Origin of the sequence: Pirellulimonas nuda, assembly GCF_007750855.1 — a bacterium.
Taxonomy (GTDB): Bacteria; Planctomycetota; Planctomycetia; order Pirellulales; family Lacipirellulaceae; genus Pirellulimonas; species Pirellulimonas nuda.
In genome coordinates, this window is sequence record NZ_CP036291.1 from 5,120,352 (window position 1) to 5,144,862 (window position 24,511).

The 24,511-nt window shown below is 66.9% G+C and carries 23 protein-coding genes; 10 read left to right on the forward strand and 13 right to left on the reverse strand.

Annotation, left to right across the window (positions count from 1 at the left end; genetic code table 11):
* Positions 1-25 precede the first annotated feature (25 nt).
* The 8 genes from Pla175_RS19900 to Pla175_RS19935 form a co-directional block, all read right to left on the reverse strand.
* Positions 26-1,489, reverse strand: coding sequence for an aldehyde dehydrogenase family protein (locus tag Pla175_RS19900; protein ID WP_145289513.1), 1,464 nt, complete (start codon positions 1,487-1,489; stop codon positions 26-28).
* A 58-nt stretch (positions 1,490-1,547) separates the two neighbouring features.
* Positions 1,548-1,862: a EutN/CcmL family microcompartment protein gene (locus tag Pla175_RS19905; RefSeq protein WP_145292189.1), complete on the reverse strand. Its 315-nt coding sequence runs from the start codon at positions 1,860-1,862 to the stop codon at positions 1,548-1,550.
* 116 nt (positions 1,863-1,978) lie between these two features.
* Positions 1,979-3,163: an acetate/propionate family kinase gene (locus Pla175_RS19910; RefSeq protein WP_145289515.1), complete on the reverse strand. Its 1,185-nt coding sequence runs from the start codon at positions 3,161-3,163 to the stop codon at positions 1,979-1,981.
* A 104-nt stretch (positions 3,164-3,267) separates the two neighbouring features.
* Positions 3,268-3,537 (reverse strand): BMC domain-containing protein, encoded by a 270-nt coding sequence (locus Pla175_RS19915; protein ID WP_145289518.1) that lies wholly within the window; start codon positions 3,535-3,537, stop codon positions 3,268-3,270.
* 90 nt (positions 3,538-3,627) lie between these two features.
* Positions 3,628-3,927, reverse strand: a complete 300-nt coding sequence (locus Pla175_RS19920; RefSeq protein ID WP_145289521.1) for a BMC domain-containing protein — start codon at positions 3,925-3,927, stop codon at positions 3,628-3,630.
* 89 nt (positions 3,928-4,016) lie between these two features.
* Positions 4,017-4,730 carry a phosphate propanoyltransferase gene (gene pduL, locus Pla175_RS19925; protein ID WP_145289524.1) on the reverse strand — a complete coding sequence of 238 codons (714 nt, stop codon included), beginning with the start codon at positions 4,728-4,730 and terminating at the stop codon, positions 4,017-4,019.
* Between the two features lie 52 nt (positions 4,731-4,782).
* Positions 4,783-5,565, reverse strand: a complete 783-nt coding sequence (locus Pla175_RS19930; RefSeq protein ID WP_231953978.1) for a DeoR/GlpR family DNA-binding transcription regulator — start codon at positions 5,563-5,565, stop codon at positions 4,783-4,785.
* Between the two features lie 287 nt (positions 5,566-5,852).
* Positions 5,853-6,581 carry a PIG-L family deacetylase gene (locus Pla175_RS19935; RefSeq protein WP_145289527.1) on the reverse strand — a complete coding sequence of 243 codons (729 nt, stop codon included), beginning with the start codon at positions 6,579-6,581 and terminating at the stop codon, positions 5,853-5,855.
* 309 nt (positions 6,582-6,890) lie between these two features.
* On the opposite strand from Pla175_RS19935, the gene Pla175_RS19940 reads away from it, so the two are divergent.
* The 4 genes from Pla175_RS19940 (at position 6,891) to purN (ending at position 12,156) form a co-directional block, all read left to right on the forward strand.
* A complete protein-coding gene (locus Pla175_RS19940; RefSeq protein ID WP_145289532.1) occupies positions 6,891-7,139 on the forward strand; it encodes a hypothetical protein in 249 nt (82 codons plus the stop codon).
* A gap of 245 nt (positions 7,140-7,384) precedes the next feature.
* Positions 7,385-11,020: an isoleucine--tRNA ligase gene (locus Pla175_RS19945; RefSeq protein ID WP_145289535.1), complete on the forward strand. Its 3,636-nt coding sequence runs from the start codon at positions 7,385-7,387 to the stop codon at positions 11,018-11,020.
* Positions 11,021-11,065: 45 nt separating this feature from the next.
* Positions 11,066-11,497: a retroviral-like aspartic protease family protein gene (locus Pla175_RS19950; RefSeq protein ID WP_145289539.1), complete on the forward strand. Its 432-nt coding sequence runs from the start codon at positions 11,066-11,068 to the stop codon at positions 11,495-11,497.
* Positions 11,494-12,156, forward strand: coding sequence for a phosphoribosylglycinamide formyltransferase (gene purN, locus Pla175_RS19955; protein WP_145289542.1), 663 nt, complete (start codon positions 11,494-11,496; stop codon positions 12,154-12,156). Before Pla175_RS19950 ends, purN begins: the two co-directional genes overlap by 4 nt.
* Before the next feature lie 86 nt (positions 12,157-12,242).
* Here the strand turns inward: purN and Pla175_RS19960 are convergent, their stop codons facing one another.
* The 3 genes from Pla175_RS19960 to Pla175_RS19970 form a co-directional block, all read right to left on the reverse strand.
* Entirely contained in the window at positions 12,243-12,794 is a 552-nt protein-coding gene (locus Pla175_RS19960; protein ID WP_197527012.1) for an HIT family protein, read from the reverse strand.
* 5 nt (positions 12,795-12,799) lie between these two features.
* The gene (locus tag Pla175_RS19965) at positions 12,800-13,453 is read right to left on the reverse strand and encodes a hypothetical protein (RefSeq protein WP_145289545.1); all 654 of its coding nucleotides are present in this window, start codon (positions 13,451-13,453) and stop codon (positions 12,800-12,802) included.
* 106 nt (positions 13,454-13,559) lie between these two features.
* The gene (locus tag Pla175_RS19970) at positions 13,560-14,264 is read right to left on the reverse strand and encodes a DUF4339 domain-containing protein (RefSeq protein WP_315851496.1); all 705 of its coding nucleotides are present in this window, start codon (positions 14,262-14,264) and stop codon (positions 13,560-13,562) included.
* A 286-nt stretch (positions 14,265-14,550) separates the two neighbouring features.
* Between Pla175_RS19970 and Pla175_RS19975 the strand changes: the two genes are divergently transcribed.
* Both Pla175_RS19975 and Pla175_RS19980 read left to right on the forward strand, forming a co-directional pair.
* On the forward strand, positions 14,551-15,174 hold the full coding sequence (locus tag Pla175_RS19975; RefSeq protein ID WP_197527014.1) for a hypothetical protein: 624 nt from the start codon (positions 14,551-14,553) through the stop codon (positions 15,172-15,174).
* A gap of 85 nt (positions 15,175-15,259) precedes the next feature.
* A complete protein-coding gene (locus Pla175_RS19980; protein WP_145289551.1) occupies positions 15,260-16,483 on the forward strand; it encodes a hypothetical protein in 1,224 nt (407 codons plus the stop codon).
* On the opposite strand, the gene Pla175_RS19985 is transcribed toward Pla175_RS19980, so the two are convergent.
* Positions 16,473-17,153 carry a hypothetical protein gene (locus Pla175_RS19985; RefSeq protein ID WP_145289554.1) on the reverse strand — a complete coding sequence of 227 codons (681 nt, stop codon included), beginning with the start codon at positions 17,151-17,153 and terminating at the stop codon, positions 16,473-16,475. The genes Pla175_RS19980 and Pla175_RS19985 overlap by 11 nt on opposite strands.
* A gap of 542 nt (positions 17,154-17,695) precedes the next feature.
* On the opposite strand from Pla175_RS19985, the gene Pla175_RS19990 reads away from it, so the two are divergent.
* The 4 genes from Pla175_RS19990 (at position 17,696) to Pla175_RS20005 (ending at position 22,977) form a co-directional block, all read left to right on the forward strand.
* The gene (locus tag Pla175_RS19990) at positions 17,696-18,025 is read left to right on the forward strand and encodes an STAS domain-containing protein (RefSeq protein WP_231953979.1); all 330 of its coding nucleotides are present in this window, start codon (positions 17,696-17,698) and stop codon (positions 18,023-18,025) included.
* A gap of 92 nt (positions 18,026-18,117) precedes the next feature.
* Entirely contained in the window at positions 18,118-18,549 is a 432-nt protein-coding gene (locus Pla175_RS19995; RefSeq protein WP_145289560.1) for an ATP-binding protein, read from the forward strand.
* A 159-nt stretch (positions 18,550-18,708) separates the two neighbouring features.
* Entirely contained in the window at positions 18,709-19,308 is a 600-nt protein-coding gene (locus tag Pla175_RS20000; protein ID WP_145289563.1) for a glycine zipper domain-containing protein, read from the forward strand.
* Positions 19,309-19,506: 198 nt separating this feature from the next.
* Positions 19,507-22,977, forward strand: a complete 3,471-nt coding sequence (locus Pla175_RS20005) for a secretin N-terminal domain-containing protein (protein WP_145289566.1) — start codon at positions 19,507-19,509, stop codon at positions 22,975-22,977.
* A gap of 370 nt (positions 22,978-23,347) precedes the next feature.
* Here Pla175_RS20005 and Pla175_RS20010 read toward each other — a convergent pair whose 3' ends face one another.
* Entirely contained in the window at positions 23,348-24,403 is a 1,056-nt protein-coding gene (locus Pla175_RS20010; RefSeq protein WP_145289569.1) for an EF-hand domain-containing protein, read from the reverse strand.
* Positions 24,404-24,511 lie beyond the last annotated feature (108 nt).

A 24,511-nucleotide genomic window follows, 5' to 3' on the forward strand; every position in this document is an offset into this window, starting at 1 on the left:
CGGCTACCGGCCATTCTTTGTGGGGCTAGCGGGTTAGCGGCGTTTCTACGTCGCGCTTGCCGACGACGTGCAGGTCGTCGATTAGCGAGCAGCGACGTTCGCGGGTGAACGTGAGCGGGGTGGTGACCCCCTCGCCCGTTGGGGTGGCGATGGAGAACGACAGGTAGCCCTCGCCCCCCAGGCCCAGCGACGCGGTCGACGGGCCGTTCTTGACGAACAGCGTCACGTCCATCACGCGGCCCATCTTGGTCATCGCACGCACGTCGTTGGTGTGGATGATGGCGGTGTGGCGGAAGCCGTGCTCGTAGTGCTTGGCCTTGGCGATCGCGGTGTCGATGTCCTTGACCTTCACGAACGGCAGGAAGGGCATCATCTGCTCGACCGGGACGAACGGGTTCGACTCGTCCGTCTCACCGAAGATGAGCTCGGTCTTGGGGTCGATCCGCTTGCCGGCAGCCTCGGCCAGCACCGCGGCGTCTTTGCCGATGAACTCCTTTGCGGCGACGTCGTGCTTGTCTTTGCCCTCGCCGACGCTGGTGATCGCGACCTGTGTGAGACGATCAACTTCTTGCTTGTTGAGCCGCACGGCGCCGGCGCGGCTCATCGCTTCCATCATCTGGTCGAACACGCTGGCGACCACGAACACCTCTTTCTCCGCGATGCAGAGCAGGTTGTTGTCGTAGGCGGCGCCGGTGATGATCGAACGGGCCGCGCGGTCGAGGTCGGCCGAGGCGTCTACCACCACGGGCGGGTTGCCGGGGCCGGCGACGATGGCCCGCTTGCCCGAGTTGAGCGCGGCGCGGGCGACCGCGGGGCCGCCGGTAACGCAGATGATCGCGATGCCGCGGTGCTTAAACAGGTCGGCCGCGGTCTCGAGCGTGGGCTCTTCGATCACGCAGATCAGGTTGTCGATGCCGATGTCCGCGGCGATCGCCTGGTTGAAGCGACGCACCCCCTCGGCCGCGACTTTCTTGCCGCTGGGGTGGGGGTTCACCACCACCGTGTTGCCGCCGGCGATCATGCTGACGGCGTTGCCCGTGATGGTGGGGAGCGAGTGCGTGACGGGGGTGATGGCGCCGATCACGCCGAACGGGGCGTGCTCGATCACCGCCAGCCCGTGGTCGCCGCTGAACACCTGCGACTGCAGGAACTCGACCCCGGGGGTCTTCTCGCCCAGCGTCTTGAGCTTCTCGATCTTGTGCGCCAGCCGGCCGACCTTCGTCTCGTTCATCTCCATCGTGCCCAGCTCGACGCACTGCTCGATCGAGATCCGGCGGATGTGGTCGATGGCCCGCTTGCGGTCCGCGATCGGCCGCCGGCTGAGCTGCTCGAACGCCTCGCTCGCGGCCGCCACGGCGGCGTCGACCGTCGAGAACACCCCGTGCTTGCCCCCCGCGGCGGGGGCGCCGGCGGGCGCCCCGGGGATCGGCCCCACCTCGGCCAGCACCTGACGGACGACGTCGCGGATCAAGGATTCGTTGATATTCATAGCTGCGATTGCGATTAAGTATTGGTCATTGAGGCTTGATCATGGGTCATTCCCAAGTTCAAGCGTCGTCACTCTTGAAGACACACTTCTTCTCCACGTGCACCTGATCGACGATGCCGATCACTACCGTGTCGATCGGCATCTCCTTGGTCTCGGGGGTCAGCCGGGCGCTGGAGCCCTGGGTGATCAGCACCATCTGCCCCACGCCGGCGCCCAGCGGGTCGACCGCCACAAAGGTCCGCCCCGTCGTAACCAGCTTCTTGCGGCTCTCGCCGTCGAGCCGGAAGGGCTCAACGATCAGCAGCTTCTGCCCGGTCATAGCGGCGACCTTTTGAGTCGCAACGACCGAGCCGGTGACTTTGGCGATGAACATCGGTAGGTAGCTCTTGTCGGGTGCCATGGCCACGCTTGCGTGGCCATGTGGAGCTCTAGGAATTTGACAACTCGTACGGCCGAGGCATGCCCACGCGAGCGTGGGCATGGGCCCATTTAGTTCCCAAGTAAGGCTTTCGTCTGCCGCGCCACCACCAGTTCCTCGTTGGTCGGCACGACCCAAATCTCTGTCTTGCTTGCGGGGGCGTGGACGGCGCCCTCGCCGCGTTGTGAGGCGTTCTTCGCCGGATCGATCTCGATGCCCAGCCCCTCCAGGTCCGCGCACACCGCGGCGCGGATGTCGACGCCGTTCTCGCCGATGCCCCCCGCGAACGCGATCACGTCGATCCCCCCCAGCTCCACCAGGTAGGCGCCCAGGTAGTGTCGGATGCTGCTGACGTACACGTCGATCGCCAGTTGCGCCCGCGCGTTGCCGCCGTCCGCCGCAGAGCGCACGTCGCGCAGGTCGCCGCTCACGCCGCTGAGGCCCAGCAGCCCCCCCTGCGAGCCGAGCTCCGCCAGCAGCTCTTCAAACGACTTGCCGGTCCGCTCGGCGACTTGCAGCAGCGCAAACGCGTCGAAGTCTCCCACGCGGCTCGACTGAGGCAGGCCGGTTTGTGGGCTCATGCCCATGCTGGTCGCCACGCTCTTGCCGCCCCGGATGGCGCACACGCTGCTCGAGCCCCCCAGGTGGCAGCTCACCACCCGCAGGTCGTCGCGGCCCAACAGCTCTGCGGTGCGAGTCGCCACGTAGCGGTGGCTCGCCCCGTGGAAGCCCCACCGCCGCACGCCGTAGTCGGTCGCCCAGTGGTAGGGCGCCGCGTACGTCTTCAGGCGCTCGGGGATGGTCTCATGGAAGCCGGTCTCGAACGCCGCCACCAGCGGCATTTCCGGCAGCTTCTCCCCCAACTGCCGCATCGCCGCGATGTAGGGCGGGTTGTGGGCCGGCGCCACGGGGTTCATCTCTTCCATGGCCCGCAGCACGCCGTCGTCGACCCGGCAGACGCCTCCTGCGCGGCCGCCGTGCACCGCCTTGAAGCCGATCGCCGAGACCTCCGACGCGTCCTTCAGACAGCCGCGATCGGGTTCGGTCAACTGCCCGAGGCACGCCTCAACGGCCGCGGCGTGGTCCGGCGCTTCGACGGCCAGCTCGGAGCGCTGGCCGGCGATCTCGACAAACGCGTCGCTCCGCTGGGCGCCAATCCGCTCAACGCCGCCGCGCGCCAGCTCCGCCTCCGTCTCCATGTCGAAGAGGCGGTACTTGAAGCTGGTCGAACCAAGATTGGCGACGAGGACTTTCACGATTGCTCCATGCAAGCGGTTGCTTTCAGCGATCAGCGGTCAGCTAAGCGAAAGCAGTCGTCCGAGTTGGCCGAAAGCTGACCGCTGATCGCTGACCGCTCGTGTCAACTGAAGAACGCCGTCATCACGCCGTCGCTGGGGCGTGCGATGATGTGGCTGGAGATCAGGGTGCCGGCCTGGCTGGCCGCCGAGGCGCCGGCGTCTACCGCGGCACGCACGCTGCCGACGTCGCCGCTGACGACCGTCGTCACCAAACCGCCCCCCAGGTCGACCCGCTTCTCGATCTTCACGTTGGCGGCCTTGGCCATCGCGTCGGTCGCTTCGACCAGCGGCACCAGCCCCTTGGTCTCGATCAATCCAATTGCTTGTTGCATCGTGTATCTCTCGTTGAATTGCGCCGGAGCGCGTGAAAACAAACAAAAGCCAAGAGCCGCCGACCTACGGCCGGCGCGCCCCCACCGCCGCTACTTCGAGGCCGGCTTCTTCGCCAGCTTCAGCACCACGTCTACGTCTTCGTGCGGACGCGGGATCACCTGAACGCTGATCACCTCGCCGATCCGCCCGGCCGCCTGCGCGCCCGCGTCGGTCGCGGCCTTCACCGCGGCCACGTCGCCGGTGACAAACGCTGCCGCCAGGCCGTTGCCCACCTTGTCCCACGCCAGGAACGTCACGTTCGCTGCCTTGAGCATCGCGTCGGTCGCCTCGACCAGGGGGACAAACCCCTTGGTCTCGATCATGCCGAGCGCCTCGTTCGTTTTCGCCATCTCGTTTTCCTTTCAGGTTTCAGTAGGTCAGGCTGTGCCTGACAGTCGTCACACGCGCCGCTTCGTCAGGCACAGCCTGACCTACACACTTAATGATCGTGGCACTTGCAGGGCTCTTGCTTGACGAGCTCGACCTTGGTCGCGTGGTCGAGGTCGCAGGCGTTGCCTTCGTCGGTGTCGATGTGCACCTCCAGCTTGCTGGTGGCGTCGGCACGCACCAGCAGGTCTTCCAGCGTCATACCGCAAGGGCCGCTGATCTTGAGGTTCATGCGGTCGCCGTTCTTGACGCCGTAACGCACCGCGTCCGAGTTGTTCATGTGGACGTGCCGCTCTGCGCGGATCACCCCCTGCTTGAGCTCAACCACGCCGGCGGGGCCCGCCAGCACGCAGCCGGGCGTGCCGTCGATCTTGCCGCTGGCCCGCACGGGCAGGTCGATGCCCAGCGAGATGCCGTCGGTGAACGCCAGCTCCACCTGGCTGTAGTCGCGCGTGGGGCCCAGGACCCGCACGTTGGGCAGCATCCGCCGCCGCGGGCCGATCACCATCACGGTCTCTTCGGCCGCGTAGAAGCCGTCCTGGTAGAGGTCTTTGTGCGGCGTGAGCTTCCGGCCCGGGCCGAACAGCGTCTCGACGTCGGCGTCGGTCAGGTGCACGTGCCGGGCAGAGATGCTGACGACCAGCTTCGGCTCGCCCGCCGAGGCGCCGGCAGCGGCGGGCGGGCCGCTGGGGCCCGCGAGCTGCTGACGCACGATGCGGCGGACGATGTCCTCGATCTGCGAGCTTGGTGGGATAGCGACAGGCATGTTGTCGGTTGTCAGTGTTGTCGGTTGTGTCGGTTGTCAGAAAGCAGAAAGCTCACGGCTTTGGCGTGCTGGCCAGATGGACCTCGATGCCGGCGTCGGCCAGCACCTCCCGCCACTTGTCGTCGAGCTCGTCGTCGGTCACCAGTCGGTTGATCTGTGAGAGGGGGCAAAGCGACGCCAGGCTAGCACGGCCGAATTTGCTGCTGTCAGCCACCACGATCACTTCCTCTGCCGCACGCATCATCGCCCGCTGGGTGCCGACGATCAGTTGGTTGTCGTTGTGGAGCCCCTGGGCGTTGATCCCGCCGGCCCCGATTACCGCCTTCCCGACGCGGACCCCTTCCAGCATCCGGTCGGCGAACTCGCCGTGCAGCGCGCCCGACGGGCCGTGCACGTAGCCCCCCAGCACCACCAGGTCGATCCCGCTGGCGCCCGCCAGCAGGCTCGCCATCGGCAGCGAGTTGGTCACTACCTGCAGGGTCCGACCCAGCAGTTGCTGTCCTAATTCATAGGTCGTGCTGCCGCCATCCAGCAGCACCGTCTCTCGATCGCCGATCAGCCCCGCGGCTACCCGGGCGATCGCTTGTTTTTGTTCTTGCCGGGACACCTGGTGCGTCGTCAGCGACGCCCCAGCGGCGCCGGTGAAGAACGCTCCGCCGTGGGTCCGCTTCGCGGCGCCTTCGCGTTCCAGGTGGGCCAAGTCGCGGCGGACGGTCGATTCCGACACCCCCAGCTCGACCGCTAGGTCTGGCAGCGAAGCAAACCCCCTGCGTTGAACGATTCCTAGCACCCGCGATCGCCGCTGATCTACCATGATTTTCGGCTGTAGCTCCATCACCTGCTCGCTAACGTGAAACCTTTCAGCCGAATTATGCGCGCACGAATGAAAGAAAGCAATCACTTTCTGGACGGAATATTCCACACAGCAATTACAGGACTCCCCACCGCCCAAAAAACCGGCTCCAAAGACTACGCCACGCAGGGCGCCCGCCCGGCCTTGGAGGGGTTTTGGCTGCGGAAAGGTGCAGAACGCAGGGAGATTGGGCGTTGCGGGGGTTTGCTCGGCGGACTTTCGTCCGCCGCTGGCCTTTCTGGCGGCCGTCTGGCGTCACCCGGGCTGGATTACCCGAACAGGTTGCCCATCAGGTCACGGACGCCGAGGGTCCGCGGGCTCGAGAGGACCTCGCCCCGCTCGAAGCCGGCCGATTGGCCAAAGTAGGTCGCCATGGCGGTGACGCGCTCGATAATCCCCTGCTTTTCCGGCGGGAACTGCGTCTGATAGGCCAAGATGGACGCCAGCTTCTGCTCGAACGTAGAGGTGATGTCCGCCACGAAGTAATTACCCCGGTCGGGGGGGCCGATCGTGTAAAAGGCCAGCGAGTAGTAGAGCTGGGCGTCGATGCGGTGCACCGGCATGCCGTCGAACTGGTCGTCCCATTTGCAGAGCCGCGAGTAGAACACGGCCGCGTCGGTGAGCTGCATCGCCTGCCAGTGGTCGGGGGAGGCCATCGGGGTCCGCTCGCCGATGGCCAGCACCAGCCGGGGGCGGAGCCGCCGGAACACTTTGGCCAATTCCAGCCGGTTTTCGTGCGTATCGAACAACCGCCGGTTGGGCAGCGGCAGCGTCACGCGCTCGTGCACCCCCAGCAGCTCGGCCGCCCGCCGGGCCTCGGCCAGCCGCACCTCGGGGCCGGGCGAGCCGGGCGTGGGTTCGCCGTCGGTCAGGTCGACAATGCCGACCCGATGCCCCTGCTCGACCAGCTTCGCCAGCAGCCCCCCGCAGCCGATCTCGACATCGTCTGGATGAGCGCCAACGGCAATCACGTCGAGTTTGCTTGATTCTTGCGTCATGCCCGCGAGTATACCCGTACGGACAGATGGCCACAAAAAGGCACAAAGAAGCACAAGAGGGGTGGCGGGGACGCACCGCGCGACGGAAGCCCTCGCGGTGGTGGGAAAATCTTCGCTCCGGCGGGGGCTCTCCATCCGGACGATCGTCCGCCGAGGAAAGCACCCGAGCCTTCTTTTCGTTTTGTGCTTTCTTGTGCCTTTTCGTGGCCAACGTTTTGTCTGCGTCGGGCGTCGCTTGACAATACGACGGGTCACCTTTCCAATTTAGCCGGGCAGGTTTCGATTCCTTTTGATTGATGAGGCGGTACGTTGGCTGCTACGGAAGACGACTGGGAAGACACCGACGACGCCTCAAGCAGCGGCGACTCGTGGGACGACCCTTCGGGCGACTCGGGCGTGACCGAAGAGCTTGAGGACTTCGAGGACGACGACTTCGACGACGACTTCGACGACGACTTCGAAGAAGAGTGGGACGAAGACCCCGCCCTCACCGAGTACGCCGACGAGTTCCCCCGCGGCGACAAGGACGACGACGACTCGGACGAGTTCGACGATTGATCGCTGCGCGATCGCGGTCAGCTTTCAGCGGTCAGCCGTCAGCTTTTCCCTTGGTTGGGCAGCTGCGGTCGGAGGCGTCCCCCTGCGCTCCCCGCGGCAGTTGGCCGGACAATCCCCTCTCACTGGCGAGCTCGGCTGCCCTTTCTACAGCCCGCGCTGGATGGTTTACTGAGCGGTCGACTGCCGCTCAAACCATCACTTTCCCAAGCTGAACGCTGAAAGCTGAAAGCCGACAGCTCCTACCCATGTTCCAACCCGTCGATGGCGCCGTCAGCTTCCCGGCGCTCGAAGAACAAGTCCTCGCGTTCTGGAAAGAGGGGCGGGTGTACGAGCAGTCGCTCGCCCAGCGCGAGGGCGCCCCGCCGTTCGTGTTCTACGAAGGCCCCCCCACGGCCAACGGCATGCCCCACCCGGGCCACTGCCTCACGCGGACCATCAAGGACGTCTTCCCGCGGTACCGCACGATGCGCGGCTTTCGTTGTGAAAGAAAAGCAGGCTGGGACACCCACGGGCTGCCGGTCGAGGTCGAGGTCTGCAAAGAGCTGGGGATCCACAGCAAGGACGAGATCGAGGCCTACGGCATCGAGCCCTTCATCCAGAAGTGCCAAGCGAGCGTGTGGCGCTACATGCAGGAGTGGCGCCGCCTGACCGAACGACTCGGCTTCTGGGTCAACCTCGACGAGGCGTACGTCACCTACCACCAGAGCTACATCGAGAGCGTGTGGTGGAGCCTCAAGACGTTGTTCGACCGCGGGCTGCTGTACCAGGGTCACAAGATCGTCTGGTGGTGGGCCCAGGGGGGGACGGCGCTGTCGGCGGGCGAAGTTGGGCAGGGGTATCGGGAGGTGGCGGACCCGAGTGTGTATGTGCGATTTCGATTACTGGACGAAAACGCTTGCGAGGAGTCTGACGAGAGCTTAGTCGTTTGGACTACGACGCCATGGACTTTACCGAGTAATCAGTTCGCGGCAGTGCATCCAGAATTGGAGTATGCAGCGTTAGGCACCGAACTGGACGGAAAGCCGCATCGATTGATTGTTGCTGCCAAGCTCGTGGAGACGCTCCGGCAAAAAACGAAGCAGGATCTCTTGGAGGTCGATGAGCGGAGAAAGGGCGAGGACCTAATTGGTCACAGATATCGGCCGCCCTTCGACTGCTACTACTCAGACCAAGCCCATGCTCGGGGCAAGAGGCGAGACGGATTGGAAGATGCGCTCGCTTGGCGAATTGTCGGCGCAGACTTTGTGACTACGGATAGTGGTACTGGGATCGTTCACCAAGCGCCCGCGTTCGGCGAAGTCGATTACGACGTCCTGGTCGCAGAACGCGATCGATTCATCGAGGACGATGGTCCGACGCTCATCAACTGCGTCGCCCCCGACGGCAAGTTCACCGACGAAGCCCCCGAGTTCGTCCGTGGCCGCTGGGTCAAGGACTGCGACAAGGACATCATCCGCGACCTCAAGGCACGCGGGCTGCTGTTCCACCAAGAGCAGTACCTGCATGACTACCCCTTCTGCTGGCGGGCCGAAGAGGACCCGTTGATCCAGTACCCGCGCGAGAGCTGGTTTATCAAGACCACCGCGTACAAGGACGCGATGGTCGCCAACAACCAGGCCGTGAACTGGCTCCCCGAGCACATCAAAGATGGGCGGATGGGGAAGTTCTTGGAGAGCAACGTCGACTGGGCGCTGAGCCGCGAACGCTACTGGGGCACGCCGCTGCCGATCTGGCAGTGCGACTCCACCGGGAAACAAGAAGCAATCGGCGGGTACGACGAGCTGCTCGCCAAACCGGGGGTCGCCGGGACCGACGTTTGGGACAGGGCCAAGGCTAAGAACCCCGACCTGCCGGACGACCTGCGGGTCCACAAGCCGTACATCGACGCGGTGACTTATGACTCGCCGTTTGCCGAGGGCGCACGCATGAAGCGCGTCACCGAGGTCATCGACTGCTGGTACGACAGCGGCGCGATGCCGTTCGCCCAATGGGGCTACCGCGGCGAAACCGCGGCGCTTTCCCCCTCCTCCCGAAGTGGAGAGGGGGCAGCCCCCGAGCAACCGTCAGCCAAGGCGAGCGCACTCCGCGCCACAAACCCCCTCCCCAGCCCTCCCCCTGCCGGGGAGGGAGTACGGCGCGACCCGGCGGCCCAGTTCTTCAGCCAATTCCCCGCCGACTTCATCAGCGAGGCGCTCGATCAAACGCGTGGCTGGTTCTACAGCCAGCTCGCCATCAGCACGATGCTGTTCGGCGAACAAGAGGCGAGCGGCGACCGGCGAGAAAAGGACGGCGCCGCTAGTGCTCGCCCCTCGCCCCTCTACCCTCACCCCTTCAGAAATTGCATCGTGCTCGGCCTGATGCTGGGCGAAGACGGGCAGAAGATGAGCAAGAGCAAGCGGAACTACCGCGAGCCGCGTGAGATCTTCGACAAGTACGGCGCCGACGCGCTGCGGTGGTACTTGCTGGCGAACCAGCCGCCGTGGACCGCCATCCGCTACAGCGAACAAGCGATCAAGGACAGCATCCCCGAGTTCTTGCTGCGGCTGTGGAACTGCTACAGCTTTCTGGTGATCTACGCGAACATCGACGGCTGGTCGCCCAGCGGCGCTGCCGCACCCGGTCCCCCTCCCCGGCAGGGGGAGGGGCTAGGGGAGGGGGCAGCCCCTGGGAAAACGCTCACCAAGGCGATCGCTAGCCGCGTCACAACCCCCTCCCCCGACCCCTCCCCCTGCGGGGGGAGGGGAGAACGCGTGCTGGCCGAGCGGTCCGAGCTTGACCGCTGGATTATCAGCGAGTTGCACCGCACCGCCGCTTCCGTGATCGAGCGGATGGACGCCTACGACAACTTCACGGCGTGCGCGGCCATCACCGAGTTCGTCGACGCGCTGAGCAACTGGTGGGTGCGGCGTAGCCGCGACCGGTTCTGGGCCAAGCAGACGGACTCGCAGGAGAAGCTGGACGCGTACGCCACGCTGTACGAGTGCCTCACCACTACCTGCAAGATCATCGCCCCGTTCACGCCGTTCTTGGCGGACGCGATGTGGCGGAACCTGTCGGGTATCGTGAAGGGCGCCCCTGAGAGCGTTCACCTGTGCGACTTCCCCGAGCCGGACGCCGCGGCGATCGACCAGAAGCTCTCGGAGCGGATGGCGTTGGTGCGGTTGATCTCGTCCCTCGGACGGCGGGCGCGCGAGGGCGCCGAGCTGAAGGTCCGCCAGCCGCTGGCGCGGGTCGAAGTGATCTTGGCGGACAACACGCACCAGGCCTGGCTGGAAGAGCACGCCGGGGTGATCGCGGACGAGCTGAACGTCAAAGCGGTGGAGTTCAGCGACACGCCAGAAAAATACGTCGACCACGAGGTGCTGCCCAACTTCAAGCTGCTGGGCAAGCGCCTTGGCAAGCTGATGCCGAAGGTGAAGCAGGCGCTCAGTCAGCAAAGTGGATCAGAACTTCTTGCGAACCTCCGCGACAACGGGCTGATTGACCTGGAGATCGAAGGCCAGGCCGTGCAGCTCACGCCGGAAGAGGTCGAGGTCCGCATCCAGGCCAAGCCGGGTTGGGCGTCGGCCAACGACAAGGGGGTGGTGGCGGTGCTGTCGACGGAGTTGACGCCGGAGCTGGTGGCGGAGGGGCTGGCGCGGGACGTCGTGCGAGCGATTCAGGACACCCGCAAGGAGCGTGGTTGTGAGTTCACGGACCGGATCGAGATCGGTTTCGAATCCGATTCAGACCAGCTACGATCGGCGGTCGAGTCGCACAAGAAGTACATTGCAGGAGAAACGCTCGCAGATTCGATTTCGCTGGGGCCTCTCATCGACGTACAATCGATCGAAGTGAGAATCGGGGATGGCTCAGCCAAGCTGTTCCTGCGGGTCGTCTAGTTTTTGCACGACCACCGCGCGAAGTCAGACTAACGAGGCGCCAGCATGCGAGCCGCAGCAGAGATGGTTGAAATCCGCGTTGATGTAACGTTGACCAACGCGATCGACGAAGGTCTCGTGCGTCGTGGCGGGATGGAGGCGCACGACGTCCGAAGCGTTCAGACCGACGCGAAGGTAGACACCGGCGCCATCCGCACTTGCATACCGGCGAGCCTTGCCAAGCGACTCGGGCTTACCACTGTCGAACACCTAGAGATCGAACTGGCCAACGGCGAGACGGAGACGGTCGAATTGACAGAACCTCTGCGTATCGAGCTGTCGGGTAGATCGACGACCGAATCGACGCTCGTACTAGGCAATGAAGTGCTGATCGGCCAGACCGTGCTCGAAACGACCGACCTGTTGGCCGACTGTGCTCGACAGCGCTTGATTCCCAATCCAGATCATCCCAACGGTCCGGTACTGAAGGTGAAATGACGGACCGACACCCGCTCCCCATCGCCGTGCTGATCTCCGGCGCCGGCCGGTCGCTCAAAAACCTGCTCGACCTGGTCGCAGCGGGCAAGGTGCCGGTCGATGTACGGCTGGTGATTTCGAGCTCGGCGAGCGCCGGCGGGCTGCAGATCGCCGAGCAAGCCGGCGTGCCGACCTCGGTCGTCAATCGCAGCGACTACGACTCGCACGACGCCTACGGCGCCGGGATCTTCTCGCGGTGCCGCACCGCGGGGGTCGAGCTAGTCGTGATGGCCGGGTTCTTGAAGTTCGCCCCCGTGCCGGACGACTTTGCCGGCAAGGTGGTGAACATCCACCCGTCGTTGCTGCCGGCGTTCGGGGGCCAGGGGATGTACGGCGAGCGGGTCCACCAAGCGGTGCTCGACTACGGCGCCAAGGTCACCGGCGTCACCATCCACTTCGTCGACAACGAGTACGACCAGGGCCCCATCATCTGGCAGCAGCCGGTGCCGGTGTTCGACGACGACACGGCCGAGTCGCTGGCCGCGCGGGTGTTCGAGACCGAAAAAGAAGCCTACCCCCACGTGCTGCGGATGCTGGCCGGCGGGCGGGTGAAGCTGGACGGCCGACGGGTCACCATGACCAGCCCGCGGCGGCGTGCTGCTAGCGAGATCGACGAATAGGACGCGGATTTATACGGATTGAACGGATCGACGCAGATCAAGGATTTTATCCGTGCTGATCCGCTTAATCCGCGAGAATCCGCGTCCTATTCGTCACCCCGCAGCAGTTCCCACACCGCTTCGAGCGACTGCGGGATCACTCGCACGCCGGCCAGGGTGGGCATGAAGTTGTGGTCGCCCGGCCAGCGGGGGACGATGTGCCAGTGCAAGTGCCCCGGCACCCCGGCGCCGGCGTCGCGGCCGAGGTTCAGCCCCACGTTGAATCCCTGGGCGGTTAGGCGCTCGCGCAGTTGGTCCGTCATATAGGCGATCGACTGCTGCATCTCGAGGTGCTCGGCGTCCGTGAGCTCTGCGATGCCGCCGACGTGCCGCAACGGCGCGACTAGCAGGTGCCCGTTGGCGTAAGGGAAGCGGTTGAGCAAGACGAGGCTCGCCGCACGGCGGCGGATCACCAGGAGCTGTTGATCCGCCGACCCCAGGTCCTGGAACTCTGCGGCGGCGCGGCACAAGAAGCAGCCGTGGTCGGCGGCGGGCCGCCAGCCGCTGGGTTCGGGCGGGGGGGCGCCGGGGGCGTCGCCTTTGACGTAGCCCAGCCGCCAGGGCGCCCAGATGCGCTCGTCCAGGGGTGCGTTGTCCAACGGCTCTACCCTGCGGGCTTCTGCTTGGTGATGCTGCCGACCAACTCGACAAACTCCGGCCGGGCGGCGGCCACCACGGCGTCGGGGCCGGTCATCTTGATGAAGTAGTTGCCGGCGTCTTTGCTCAGCACGATGGCGCCCAGCAGGCGGTGTTCGGGCTTTTCCTCGGTCGGACCGAACGGGCCGCGCGGGGCGTCGAGGTAGGTCCCCGCGATCTCAACGGTGTGGACCTGCATGCCGCGGACCTCGAGCTCCTCGATCTTGGCCTGCTCCCGCACCGCGCCCCCACCGGCGCCGCGGAACTGGCCGATCCAGCGGGCGATGTTCTGCTCGACCGAGCCTCCGGCGGGCATCACGGTCAGCCGCGCGGGCTCTAGCTCGGCGAGCGCCTGGTCGTCGGCCGGCGGGGGCACCACCAGCTCGACCTCGATGATCCGGTTACGCGGCTCGACCTGCTTCCACGCGGCGGGGGCCTTGATGGCCAGGGCGCCCTCGGCGAGCGCGATGGTCTGCGGCTCGGCACGCTTGGCCGGCGCCGGCTTGGCGGCGGCGGGCGCCGCGGCGGGTTCGGTTTCTGTCTCTACTGCAAAGGCGGCGAGGGGCGTCGTCGCGAGCAAGAAACACGCGAGCGCGTGCCGGAGCGGGGCGGGTTTCGTCATGCTAGGTCCTCTCAAGAACGAGGTGGGGCTGCCGTTCTGAACGGTTCAAGACAAGGTTGCTGCGCATCGCGCCTCCCAGATCATAGCCGCCCGCCGGCCCGCAACGTCAACCACCGGCCGCGACGTTCTGCTGGCTGAGCACGACCCCTAACGCCACGGCCAGCGCGATCGTGACCAGCAGCAGCCCAACGACCAGCGCTACCCGCAGCGAATTGTTCTTCTGCCGGTGGCGGATGCGACGCGCGGCCGCCGGGGCCGCCGGGGCGGCAGGCGCCGTGGGCGTCGGGGGGGCCGCAAACCCCTGCGGGGGAGGCCCTTCTGCTTCTTGTGCCTCTTGTGCGGGGGGAGCCACGGGCGCCGCTGGCGCGGCCGCGAGCAGTTGATCGCGGACATCGGCCAGCACACGCCATTCGGGCCAGCCGTCGCGCCACACGTAACCCTCGTCGGCGATGGCGCCGGAGTCGATCCAGTGGCGGAGCTCCGCCAGAGGGCCGGGGCCCAACTGCTGGCCGGCGGCCGACCGCGCGTACCAAACCGGTGAACTGTCTACTTCGGCCGCCGGCGGCTTGGGGGCCGGAGGCGTGGCTGGTTGGGCGGCCGCGGGGGGTGGCGTTGGGGCGACAGTGGGTGGCGCCGCGGAGGCCAGAGTAGCCGCTGGGGCTGCTCCGGCGGCTGACGCCGACGGCCCGCCTGGCGGGGGCATAGGGATCTCGATCCCTACCCCACACGAGGGGCATACGCCGCGTTTTCCCGCGAGTTCCTGCTTTACGTTAAGGCGGTGGCCATTGGGGCAGGAAAAGCGGATGCCCATCGAATCACGCAGTCAAAAGTGGCCCAGGCGAGTTACCGAAGCCTTATTCTAGCAGCAATTGCCGGAGAATCACGCCCGGCCGCCCCCCGGGGCCCCGAGCCGGCCGCGCGGAAGCGCCGATTATGCCGCCCGCGGCAGGCCGGCGGCCCCAACGAATCGACAACCTAACGAACAAAATCTGGTGCGGATTGCCGGTCGGGCCTAAACTGAGTAGCTAGTGCCGGGCGGCCATGGGGAGCCGCCGGCGACCTACGCGGACGTAACGCGTCAAGCACGCAGGGTTAGCATGCAGAACGATGACCAGGAGCAGGACGGGCCGATCGAGATCGCCATGGTCGGCGATTTGACCGATTGCGAAGCAGAGCTTACCGACCGGCTCTTGAGCGTAGAGCCGGGCCGTGAGTGCACCATCTACTTCGACTCGCCGGGGGGGAGCCCCTACTGCGCGATGTCGTTGATGACGCTGATCCGGCTCCGCGGGCTCAAGGCGACCGGCGTGGTCACGGGCGAGTGCTCTAGCGCCACGCTGTGGCCCTTTGCCGCGTGCAGCCGGCGGATCGTCACCCCCTTCAGCGTGTTGCTGTTCCACCCCATGCGGTGGCAGAGCGAAGAGAACGTCGGCCTCTCCGAAGCGGCCGAGTGGGCGCGACACTTCGGCCAGCTCGAGAACGACATGGACGCCCTGCTGGCGGACCTGTTCCAGGCGCCGCGAGACCTGATGCAGCAATGGATCTCGCCCGGCCGGTACGTCGGGGGGCGGGAACTAGCCGCGGCGGGCCTCGCCGAGCTGGTCGAGTTTAGCGACCTGACCAAGCTGGACCTGTGCGGGCTCAACGCCCCGATGGCGCCGGCGTCGCCCGCGCCCCGCGCCCGTCAACGCACGGCCGCAGCGGCCCGGCGGACCAACTAACGACTTCGCTTCTACCCGTATCCGCCTTTGCCCAAGAGGGGACAGGATGTCCCGCGGCGTTCGGCTTTTGTGTTGCCTAGCCGCGATGGCCTGCGCCGTTGGCTGCGGCCAGCGCGACCCCGACTACGCGGCCGTGGTGCGCCAGTGCGCGGCGTTGCCCACGGCGCGTGCTTCGTCGCTTGCGCCGCTGCGCGGCCAGATCGAGCAGATCGAGGCCGACGGGGGGCTGCCGCTGCAGATGGCCCAGCGCGCCGCCATGGGGCGGCCCTTCCCCACGCTCATGCTGCACGATCAGCAGCGGCTCTCGCTGGGCCAGGAGCTCGACGCGTACACGCCGGGCGACCGCTTCACGTTCGACTTCGAGACGCTCTCCGAGGTGCAGAAGTGGCTCAAGAACCACAAGCTGCTGCTCGACCGCGTTGACACCGCGACCGGCCGGCTAGAAGGGGGGCCGACCCCCAGGTTCGAGCAGGGCTTCTTCGATCAGATGGCGTCGCTGGACGACGCGGCCATCGCGGCCCGCGCACTGCTGTTGCGGGGGGCGGTGCGGTTGGCCAACAACGACGCCGCCGGCGCAGCCAGCGACGTGGCCGCCTCGTTGGCCTGGTCCGACGCGCTGGCCAAGACCGCCAGGATCGAGACGCGGGCCCTCGCCGGGCTGCTGAGGGCCGAGGCGCTGCTGGCGGCCGAGGAAGTAACCTGGTCCGCGGCCTGCACCACCGCCGAGATCGACCAACTCTACGCCGCCCTGCGTGAGTCTCTGGATGGCGAGACGGGCCTCCGCGAGCCGCTGCTGGGCGAACGGGCCGTGGTGCTGCACGCCTACGAGGCGGTGCAGGCCGGGCTGCTGGACAAGCTGGTAACCGACGAAGAGAAGAAGTCGCTGAACAAACGCGGGCTGATGGCCAACTGGCGCAGCGCGTCTAGCGCAGACATCGAAGCCGATGAGCTGGCCTACCTAGAAGCGATCGGCTGGGTGATTGAGCAGTCGCGCCGCCCCCTCTCCGAGTGGCGCAAACCGCTGGTCGACCGCCTGGAGCTGCTCCCCGCCGGGACGCTGGCCAAGGAGCTCTTCTTCCGCGATCTGCCCGACGCGATGCAGCTTGCCTACGACGACCGCGCGCGGCGCGAGGCCGCCGCGGTGGGGCTGGCGACCGCGGGGGGGCTGCAGTTGCCCCCGTACCGAGAGAACCCCGCCAACGGCGTGGCGTACGAGGCGCGTCGCCAGCAAGACCGGGTGCGGATCCTCTGCGGCGCGGCCCGGCTGCACGACCCCGAGTTCCGCATCATCGAGCGGCCTACGCCGTGAGGGCGACGGCGCGGGACGCGAACCGCCGCAGCCAGGCCTGGGCCGTTTCGACGTCGTTGTCGCGCCCCGTCACGGCGATCCCGAGCCGGGCGCGGCGGATAACCCCCTTCTCCAAGAACGGGCAGTTCAGGCTCCACCGCACCGAGGCGCCCGCCTCCGATGAGGTCAACTCTGGACCGACGCAAACATCGGCCGGGTCGACGGTTTCAATCACCGACAGCCCGCCGCCGACGATGCGGTGCAGCACGGCAGCGGCCCCCGCGGGGCCCTGCAGCGCGACCGATTCTTCGCTGCGCCACTGGGACTGGACCCACACCTTGGGCGAAGTGTCGAGAAGCTGCGTCTGCAGCGAGACGAGCGCCGACAACTCCGCCGGGTCGCCCGCGGCGCGCGGCTCGTCATCGACACGCCAGTAGAACTCTTCGCGGAACGGAAAGCGGGCGTCGGGGGCGTACGCTGCCACGAGGTCGGGCCCGCGGACATACGCCTCTTCGAGGCTGCGTGCGTCGCCGGGGTTCGTCCGCCGCCAGAGGACGCCGATCTCGTCGGCGTCTGCCATCTGAATGCGGGCGCCGGCTTCAGGGCTGCCCAGGTCGATATGGCCGCGCAAGGCGCCCTGCGTAAGCACGGCGCGGCCTGCATCTAATCGCCAAGGCGATCCATTGCTCATCGTCATGACGTAGCTTGCCTGGGATCGATCGTGGGTAACGCCAGCGGTTGTTGGGGGACAGTGGTTGTTGGGGGACAACCGGAGGTCTGCCTTGGCGTAAGTCTACAAAAAAACCCCGCCGAACACCGGGAGGTGAAGCGACGGGGCCGGAACAGAGAAGAGGCCAAGCAGTCGGGCAGCGGATGATGATAATGAGGCCAGACGTCGAAACGGTCGAAAGACCGCGTTCGAAAGATCAACGTCTACCCCGACACGTTGCCAGGCGGCACTTCCCTGAATCTCCCGCATCATAACAGAGATCGGGCCCAAGTCCAGCAAATTGATGAAAAAATGTGCCCGCGGCCCCGCCCCGCTCTGGTCCGGGCCGCACGGCGGACCGCGGCTGCCGAGCCCCTGCAGTTGACTCCCCTTCTGGTGGGGATATGATCGCGACAAAGCGTTATGTTCGCGCGATTTAGGTCGCGGCCGCTCGGCCAACTCCTGATCGCTTTCCTTTGCCGGCGACCCACGACTGATCTATGAGTGCTTTCCACAGGCTAAAGTTGAGTACGTCGAAGCAGGTCACCGTGGTGACCTTTAACGACTCGAAGATTATCGACGAAGAAGAGATCCAAGAACTGGGACAGGAACTCTACGATCTGGTAGACCGCGAGGGGCTGAAGAAGATCGTGCTGAACTTCGGCAACGTCGAGTTCCTCTCCAGCGCCGCGTTGGGCAAGCTGATCAGCTTCGAGAAGAAGGTCCGCACCAGCAAGGCGGACCTGATCCTGACCAACATCAGGCCAGAAATCTACGAAGTCTTCGCCATTACCAAACTCACCAAGCTGTTTAAGATAAAAGACGACGAGGCAGACGCCCTGGCGGTTCTCTAGCCGCGCGGCGCGTCGGCCCGGGAACGGCGGATTCGCAGGAGTAGGTGGACAATTAGGGCGTCCGGACCGCCCGAAACGCTGAGGCTGCTGAATTGAAGGAAGCCTGGGACTGGACCGTCGCTACGTCGCTGCCTAGCCGCCGCGGCGCCCACCTTCCGTTGATGGAAGACATCCTCGAGCGGATGGCCTCTCTGGGCTGGAGCGGACGCGACTTTTTCGCGGTGCAGATGGCGCTGGAAGAGTCGCTCGCCAACGCCATCAAGCACGGCAATCAGTGCAACGAGGCGAAGCAGGTCCGCGTCGACTGCCGCTGCAGCCGAGACAAGTTCCGGCTGGAGGTGGAGGACGAAGGCGCCGGTTTCACCCCCATGGGGGTCGCCGACTGCACCTCCGAAGAGGGCCTGGAGGCCGCCTGCGGCCGCGGCATGCTGTTGATCCAGGCCTACATGGACACGGTTACCCACAACGAGCAGGGGAACCTCATCACCATGGAAAAGGCGCGGGCCGCGGCCGAGCCCGAGTAGCCCGAGTAGCCCGCCTTGCTCCTGCGTGAGCCGGGCCGGCCCCGGGGCCGGGGACGGCCCGGCTCGCTCGGGATGGCGGCTCGTCTTGACCGCCGAGTCGGCGTCTGGGAGCCTCCCGCTCCCCCCCCTCCCCCCCCCCGCGGACAGGACGCCCCGCACATGACGCTGCGCTCGCTGCTGGCCGGTGCGACCCTCCTCGTCGCGGCGGGCTGTGCGTCTCCCTACCAGCAGGACCGGCTGGCGGGGGCCGGCGGGTTGCTGGGGGCGGGCGCCGGGGCGCTCATCGGCAGCCAATCGGGCAACCCCGCGGCAGGAGCGATCATCGGCGCCGGTGTCGGGGCGCTCACCGGATCGGTCGTCGGGGGCTCGATCGACGAGGCCGCGGCGCGAAACCGGGCCCAGATCGAGGCGGCCTACGGCCGTCAGGTGCCGGCCGGCACAGCTACTCCCGATCAGGTGGTGGCGCTCAGCCGCGCCGGCGTGAGCCCGGCATTGATCGTGGACTACGTCCGCACCTCGGGGGTCGACCATCCCGCGACGGTGCAGGAGGTCATCGCGCTGCACCAGCAGGGGGTGCCCTCAGAAGTGATCCAGGCGATGCAATCGCCGCCACCGGCGCCATCGGCCCCGCCGATCGTGATCGAGGAGCAGCCGCTGGGGTACGGCCCCCCCGTTTTCTACCCGCCCGGCCCCCCGTGCGGGTTCTACGGGCCAAGATGCGGGCCGCGGGTGGGTTGGGGGATTTCCATTAGCAACTAATCGCTTGGTCCGGGGTTTAGTCTCCCAGAGGCGCACTGCGCGGCGGCGAAAACCGCTGCGCTCGTGGCGGACGCAAATCGTGGCAACTACCATGAGGATAACGGTTTCCGTTTGCGCTCCGGCGCCCCTCCACGACCCAACCAACTTCGGCCCAGGCACAGCCCGCTGGCGGGCCGTGCCCTTGAACCAGATCTACGCATGCAACCGAACGATTCATTCCGTTTTTTCCCCGTCGGGCTCCTGGCGGTGTGCGCCCTGCTTGCCGGCAGCGCCGCTCCCGCGGCCGTGCCAGAGCTGGTGGGGACGCTGTCGATCGCCGTTGAGCCCGAAGTGGCCAAGCAGCTCGGCCTGACCGCCGCCCAACGCGACAAGCTGTTTGACGTGATCGATGACGCAGAACTCCGCGGCGCCAGCCTGGCGGTCGCCGCGGAACGCATCCCCAAGACCAGCCAGGTTGAGCGGCTGGCGCCGTTCCGCTTGGCGGTCCAGCGGGCGGGGCTGGCGTTGCTGAGCGAGGCGCAGCGGCAGCGTGTGGCCGAGCTTGCCGCCGAGCGTGAGAACCCCGCGTTTGACGCCGCTGAGGCGATCGCCGCCGCCGTGCCGATGGACGAGGCGATCGAGCGGACCAAACAGAACCTAGAGCAGCCGGTCGAGGCGCCGGCGTCGGATGCCGCCGCGGACGAGCCGGCCGAAGCTAAAGAGGACGCCAAGCCCGCCTCGGAAGCCAGACCCGCGGCCAGCGAAGCGCCCGCCGTTGCCCAGCCGGCCCCGAGCCAACCGGAAGCCTCCCCCTCCGACATGAAGCCGGCCCCCGCCGCCGAGGCGGTAGCAGAGAAGGCGGCGGAGCCAGAGGCAGAACAGCCGGCCGACAGCAAAGCAGACGACAAGCCAGCGGTCGCCGCGGCGGCGCCGGCGCCCGTGCCGGCCGGCGACGGCCGCATGACCATCAACTTCCGCTACCAGCCGTGGAAAGACGTGATCGATTGGTACGCCGAGCAGGCGGAGCTGTCGCTGGTGCTTGAGTCTCCCCCAACCGGCACCTTCAACTACCAAGACACCAAGCGCTACACCGCCGCCGAGGCGCTCGACGTGCTCAACAGCGTGCTGCTGACCAAGGGGTACACCCTGGTCCGCAAGGGGCGGATGCTGCTGTTGGCCAACCTAGAAGACGGCATCCCGCCCAACCTGGTGACCGACGTCCCGCTCGACGAGCTGAACGACCGCGGCGAGTACGAGCTGATCCGCGTGCTGTTCCGCGTGCGGGGCGTCACCCCCGCCGAGGCCTCAGATCAGCTCCGGTCGCTCGTTGGCCCGCAGGGCTCGATCGTGGTCGTCCCCTCGGCCGGCATGATCCAGGTGACCGAGACCGCCGGGCGGATCCGGGTGATCCGCGACGTGGTCGAGGCGTTCGGACGCCGCGACCTGCTGGACGGCGAGCTGAAGACCTTCGACCTCAAATTCGCCCTAGCGGACGAGCTGCTCCCCGCCCTGCGGCCGATGCTTGGCATCCCGGAGGGCTCGCTGTCGACCGACGACGGCTCGCTGCGGCTGGCCATCGACTTCATGGGAGAGCGTATCCTCGCCCGCGGCAACAGCGACAAGCTGGGGGCGTTGGCGGACCTGATCGACCTGCTCGACGTGCCGGGCTCGATGGGAACGGGCGCAGCCGAGGCGCCGCAGCTTGAGGTCTACCCGGTGGTCAGCGCCGACCCCGAAGTGGTGCTCTCGGTCGTGCAGACGCTGCTTGCCGGGAGCGAAGGGACCCGCCTGGCGACCGACGCAGCGACCGGAAACCTGGTCGCCCTGGCGACGCCGTCCGAGCACGCCACGATCCGGGCGACGCTGCAGCAGATGGGGCAAGACGCCCGGACGATCGAGGTGATCCCGCTGTACGAAGTCGATCCCACGTCGGCCGTAATGGCCATCCAGCGGCTGTTTGCCGGGCCCAACCCCGAGAAGCCCGATCCCCGCGCCCCGGTGGTCGACGCCGATTTGTACACCAACAGCCTGCTGATCCGCGCGTCGGGGAGCCAGCTCACACAAATCCGCGGCCTGCTAGAGAAGATGGGCGAGAGCTCCGATTACGAGGCAGACATGGCCGCCCGCGGCAATGTGCGGATGCTGCCGTACACCGGCGCCGCGGCCCGATCGGCGTTGTCGCAGATCGAGCGGATCTGGCCGGCGTTGCGACCCAACCAGATCCGGATCGTCACCCCTTCGGAAGTGATCCCCAGCTTCGTACCGAGCGACCACGGCGGCTACGGCGATCCGATGTCCCCGCTGGACCCGCTGGAGTCGATGTTCCAGCAGTTCGCCCCCCCCAGCGCGGCGCCCCCGATCGACCGCGGCACGAGCCTGCCGGCCCCCGGCCGGGTGCGGGCGCGATTCGCTGCCCAGCAAGAGCCGGCCGGTGAAGCCGCCCCTGCCGAGGGCGCGGCGGCCCAACCACAAGAAGCCCAGCCTCAAGCACAGCCTCAAGCAGCGCTACAACCCGCGGCGCCGCAGCAAGAGCGGTCCGCGACGCTGTTTGTGGCGCCGGGCGCAGGGGGCACGATCATCGCCTCGAAGGACCTGGACGCCCTCGACGAGTTTGAAGAATTGCTGTCCGCCAGCGCCGGTCGGTCGGCCTCGGGGGGACGCGAGTACGCCGTGTTTTACCTGAGGTACTCAACGGCGCCTGTAGCGGCCCAGATCCTGTCGAAGGTGTTCGGCGCCAGCAGCTCCGCCGGCGGTGGCGGCGGCCTGCTGGGAGGCATCGCAGACGCGGCGATGGGCGACATGGGCGGGGGCCTGATGGGCGACCTGCTAGGGATGGGGGGGGGCGACTCTTCCGCCGCCGGCTTCTCTTCGGCGAGCGTTGATATTGTGCCCGATGTACGCCTGAACGCCCTAATCGTTTACGCCCGTCCAGACGACCTCGAGTCCATCGAGCGGCTGCTGCGGATTATTGACCAGCGGATCGGTCCGACCGAAGTCGAAGCGGGCGGGCGGCCGCGGATGATCCCCGTTGTGAACCACAAGGCCGCCTCCATCGCCGAGGTGGTCAAAGAGGTCTACCAGGACCGCATGCAGCAAGCCAGCGGCGGCGGCGGGCGGGGCGGCGGCGGGCCGAGCCCAGAAGACATCATGAAGATGCTGCGCAGCAAGGGTGGTGGCGGCGCAGCCGGCGGGGGAGACACCCAAGAAGAGGCCAAAATGACGATCGGCGTCGACGAGCGCAGCAACTCTCTGATCGTACGCGCGCCCGATCAACTGTTCATGGAGGTCGAGCGGCTGGTCAAGGACCTCGACGAAGAGGGCCTGGAAACGCCGCAGTCGACCCGCGTGGTGTCGCTACGCAACACGAACGCAGAAGCGGTGAAGAACGCCCTGCAATCGCTGCTGGGCGAAGACGCCGTGATTACTACCGGGAGCGACAGCTCGTCGGGGCGTACTTCTAGCTCGCGCAGCAGCAGCCCATCGTCTAGCAGCGGATCGAGTTCCGACGCCGAGAAGCAACGCGAAGAGTTCATGCAACGCATGGACTTCTTCCGCAGGCTCCGGGAATCGGGTGGCGGCGGCGGGGGCGACACAGGCGGCCGCGGGGGCGGCGGCGGCGGTGCTCCCAGTGGCGGCGGCGGCCGGGGCGGTGGTGGTGGCGGCGGTGGCGGCGGCCGCGGCGGGCGCTAACCGCAGGGGGGAACTAGCCCGCGAGAGCGGGCGCAGTTCCGGCCGGGCAAGAGGTCTACCCGAGGGTCCGGGGGCTACCCGAGGGTCCGGGGGCGAGGACGCCCCGGCTCACCACGAGAGCCGCCTGCGAGCCGGGGCGTCCCCGCCCCCGGCGTAGTGCAATGCGGCCCCAGACTCCTGGCCCCAGCCACATGATCAGCCGCATGAGCGCGGGCGACGCCTGAGGGGAAGCTCCCGCCAACCGGATCCGCCCTGCCCTGGTAGAACGCACGCGGCTTTGCCGGGATCGAGCCCAAAGTGATCCCTTGCATCGGGATCCTCTCTGTTTCGGGCTCAGGCCCAGGTACTTCGGGCCGGGGGCCGGTTCCCCCTACTTCAGGGCTTCGTCCGGCGTGATGATGCCGTCGTTGTTGCGGTCGTAGCCGGCGAATTCCCTCGCCTTCGAGTCCGACCAACTGCTGGTGTACTCGTGCATGGCCACCTGGCCGTCGAGGTCGGCGTCGCGGTCCATGAACCAGCTCGGCAGGCCGTCGGGCAGCCGCTCGTGGGCAGAAGCGAACCGCCAGCTCTTTCGCTCGCTATCGTCCTTCTTGGCGCCGCTCGACGATTTCCGCTCCAGGTCCCGCTTGTACTGGTCGCTGTAGCGGTAGGTGATCCGCTTGCGCATCTCCTCGGCCGTGATCACGCCGTTACGGTCGTAGTCCGCCTTCTCGGGTTCGCCGCCGATCTTCTTCCACTCGTCACGCTCCAGCACGCCGTTTTTGTTGTCGTCGTACTTGTCCATCAGCCCCTTGGCGTAGCTGGTCGCCTTGTCGTTGGAGTCGTCGTCTCGGGAATCGCGTCTGCCCGAGTCCCGGGACCGCGAGTCGGAGTCACGCGAGTTTGAGTCCCGCGAGTCAGAGCCGCGTGAGGCCGACTCTTGGGCCTGATCCCCGGTAAAACCTTCCGGCTTGGCGACTTCCGTCGTCACGCCGAACCGCATGTCCAGCGGCACCGGGCTGACCGCTTCGCCGCGGACACGCTTGAGCGAGTCTTCGATGCTCACCTTCATGCCGGGCTTGAACTCCCCTTCGACGATCCGGCCCATGATCCACCGCTCGCGCTCGCCGACCTCGTTGTAGTCGACCACCCCGTCTTTGTTCTTGTCGAGGTTGTTCATGAACTCGGCCCGCCGGCGTTCGCGGTCGCGGTCGTACCCCCCGCCGCCGCTGTCTCCGCCGCGGTCTCCGCCACGATCGCCCCCCCGGTCCCCGCCGCGATCACCTCGGTCGCCGCGATCCCCACGGTCTCCACCGCGGTCGCCGCCATCTCCCCCTCGGCCGGGCTGGGCCAAGCAGGTTTGGGTAGCGCCGGCCAGCGGCAAGAGCAGCAGCACCGCCAGCAGCAGGCAGTGGCGGGGAAACGCGATTCGTTGCAGGAGCTTCATCTCTCTATCCTATCCAAAGCGTCCAAAATACCGAAACAGGCGGGCCGTCAGGGGCTGGCCGAGCAGCGACGCCGGCCGAACAATAGCTCTCCCCTGCTGATTGAACCC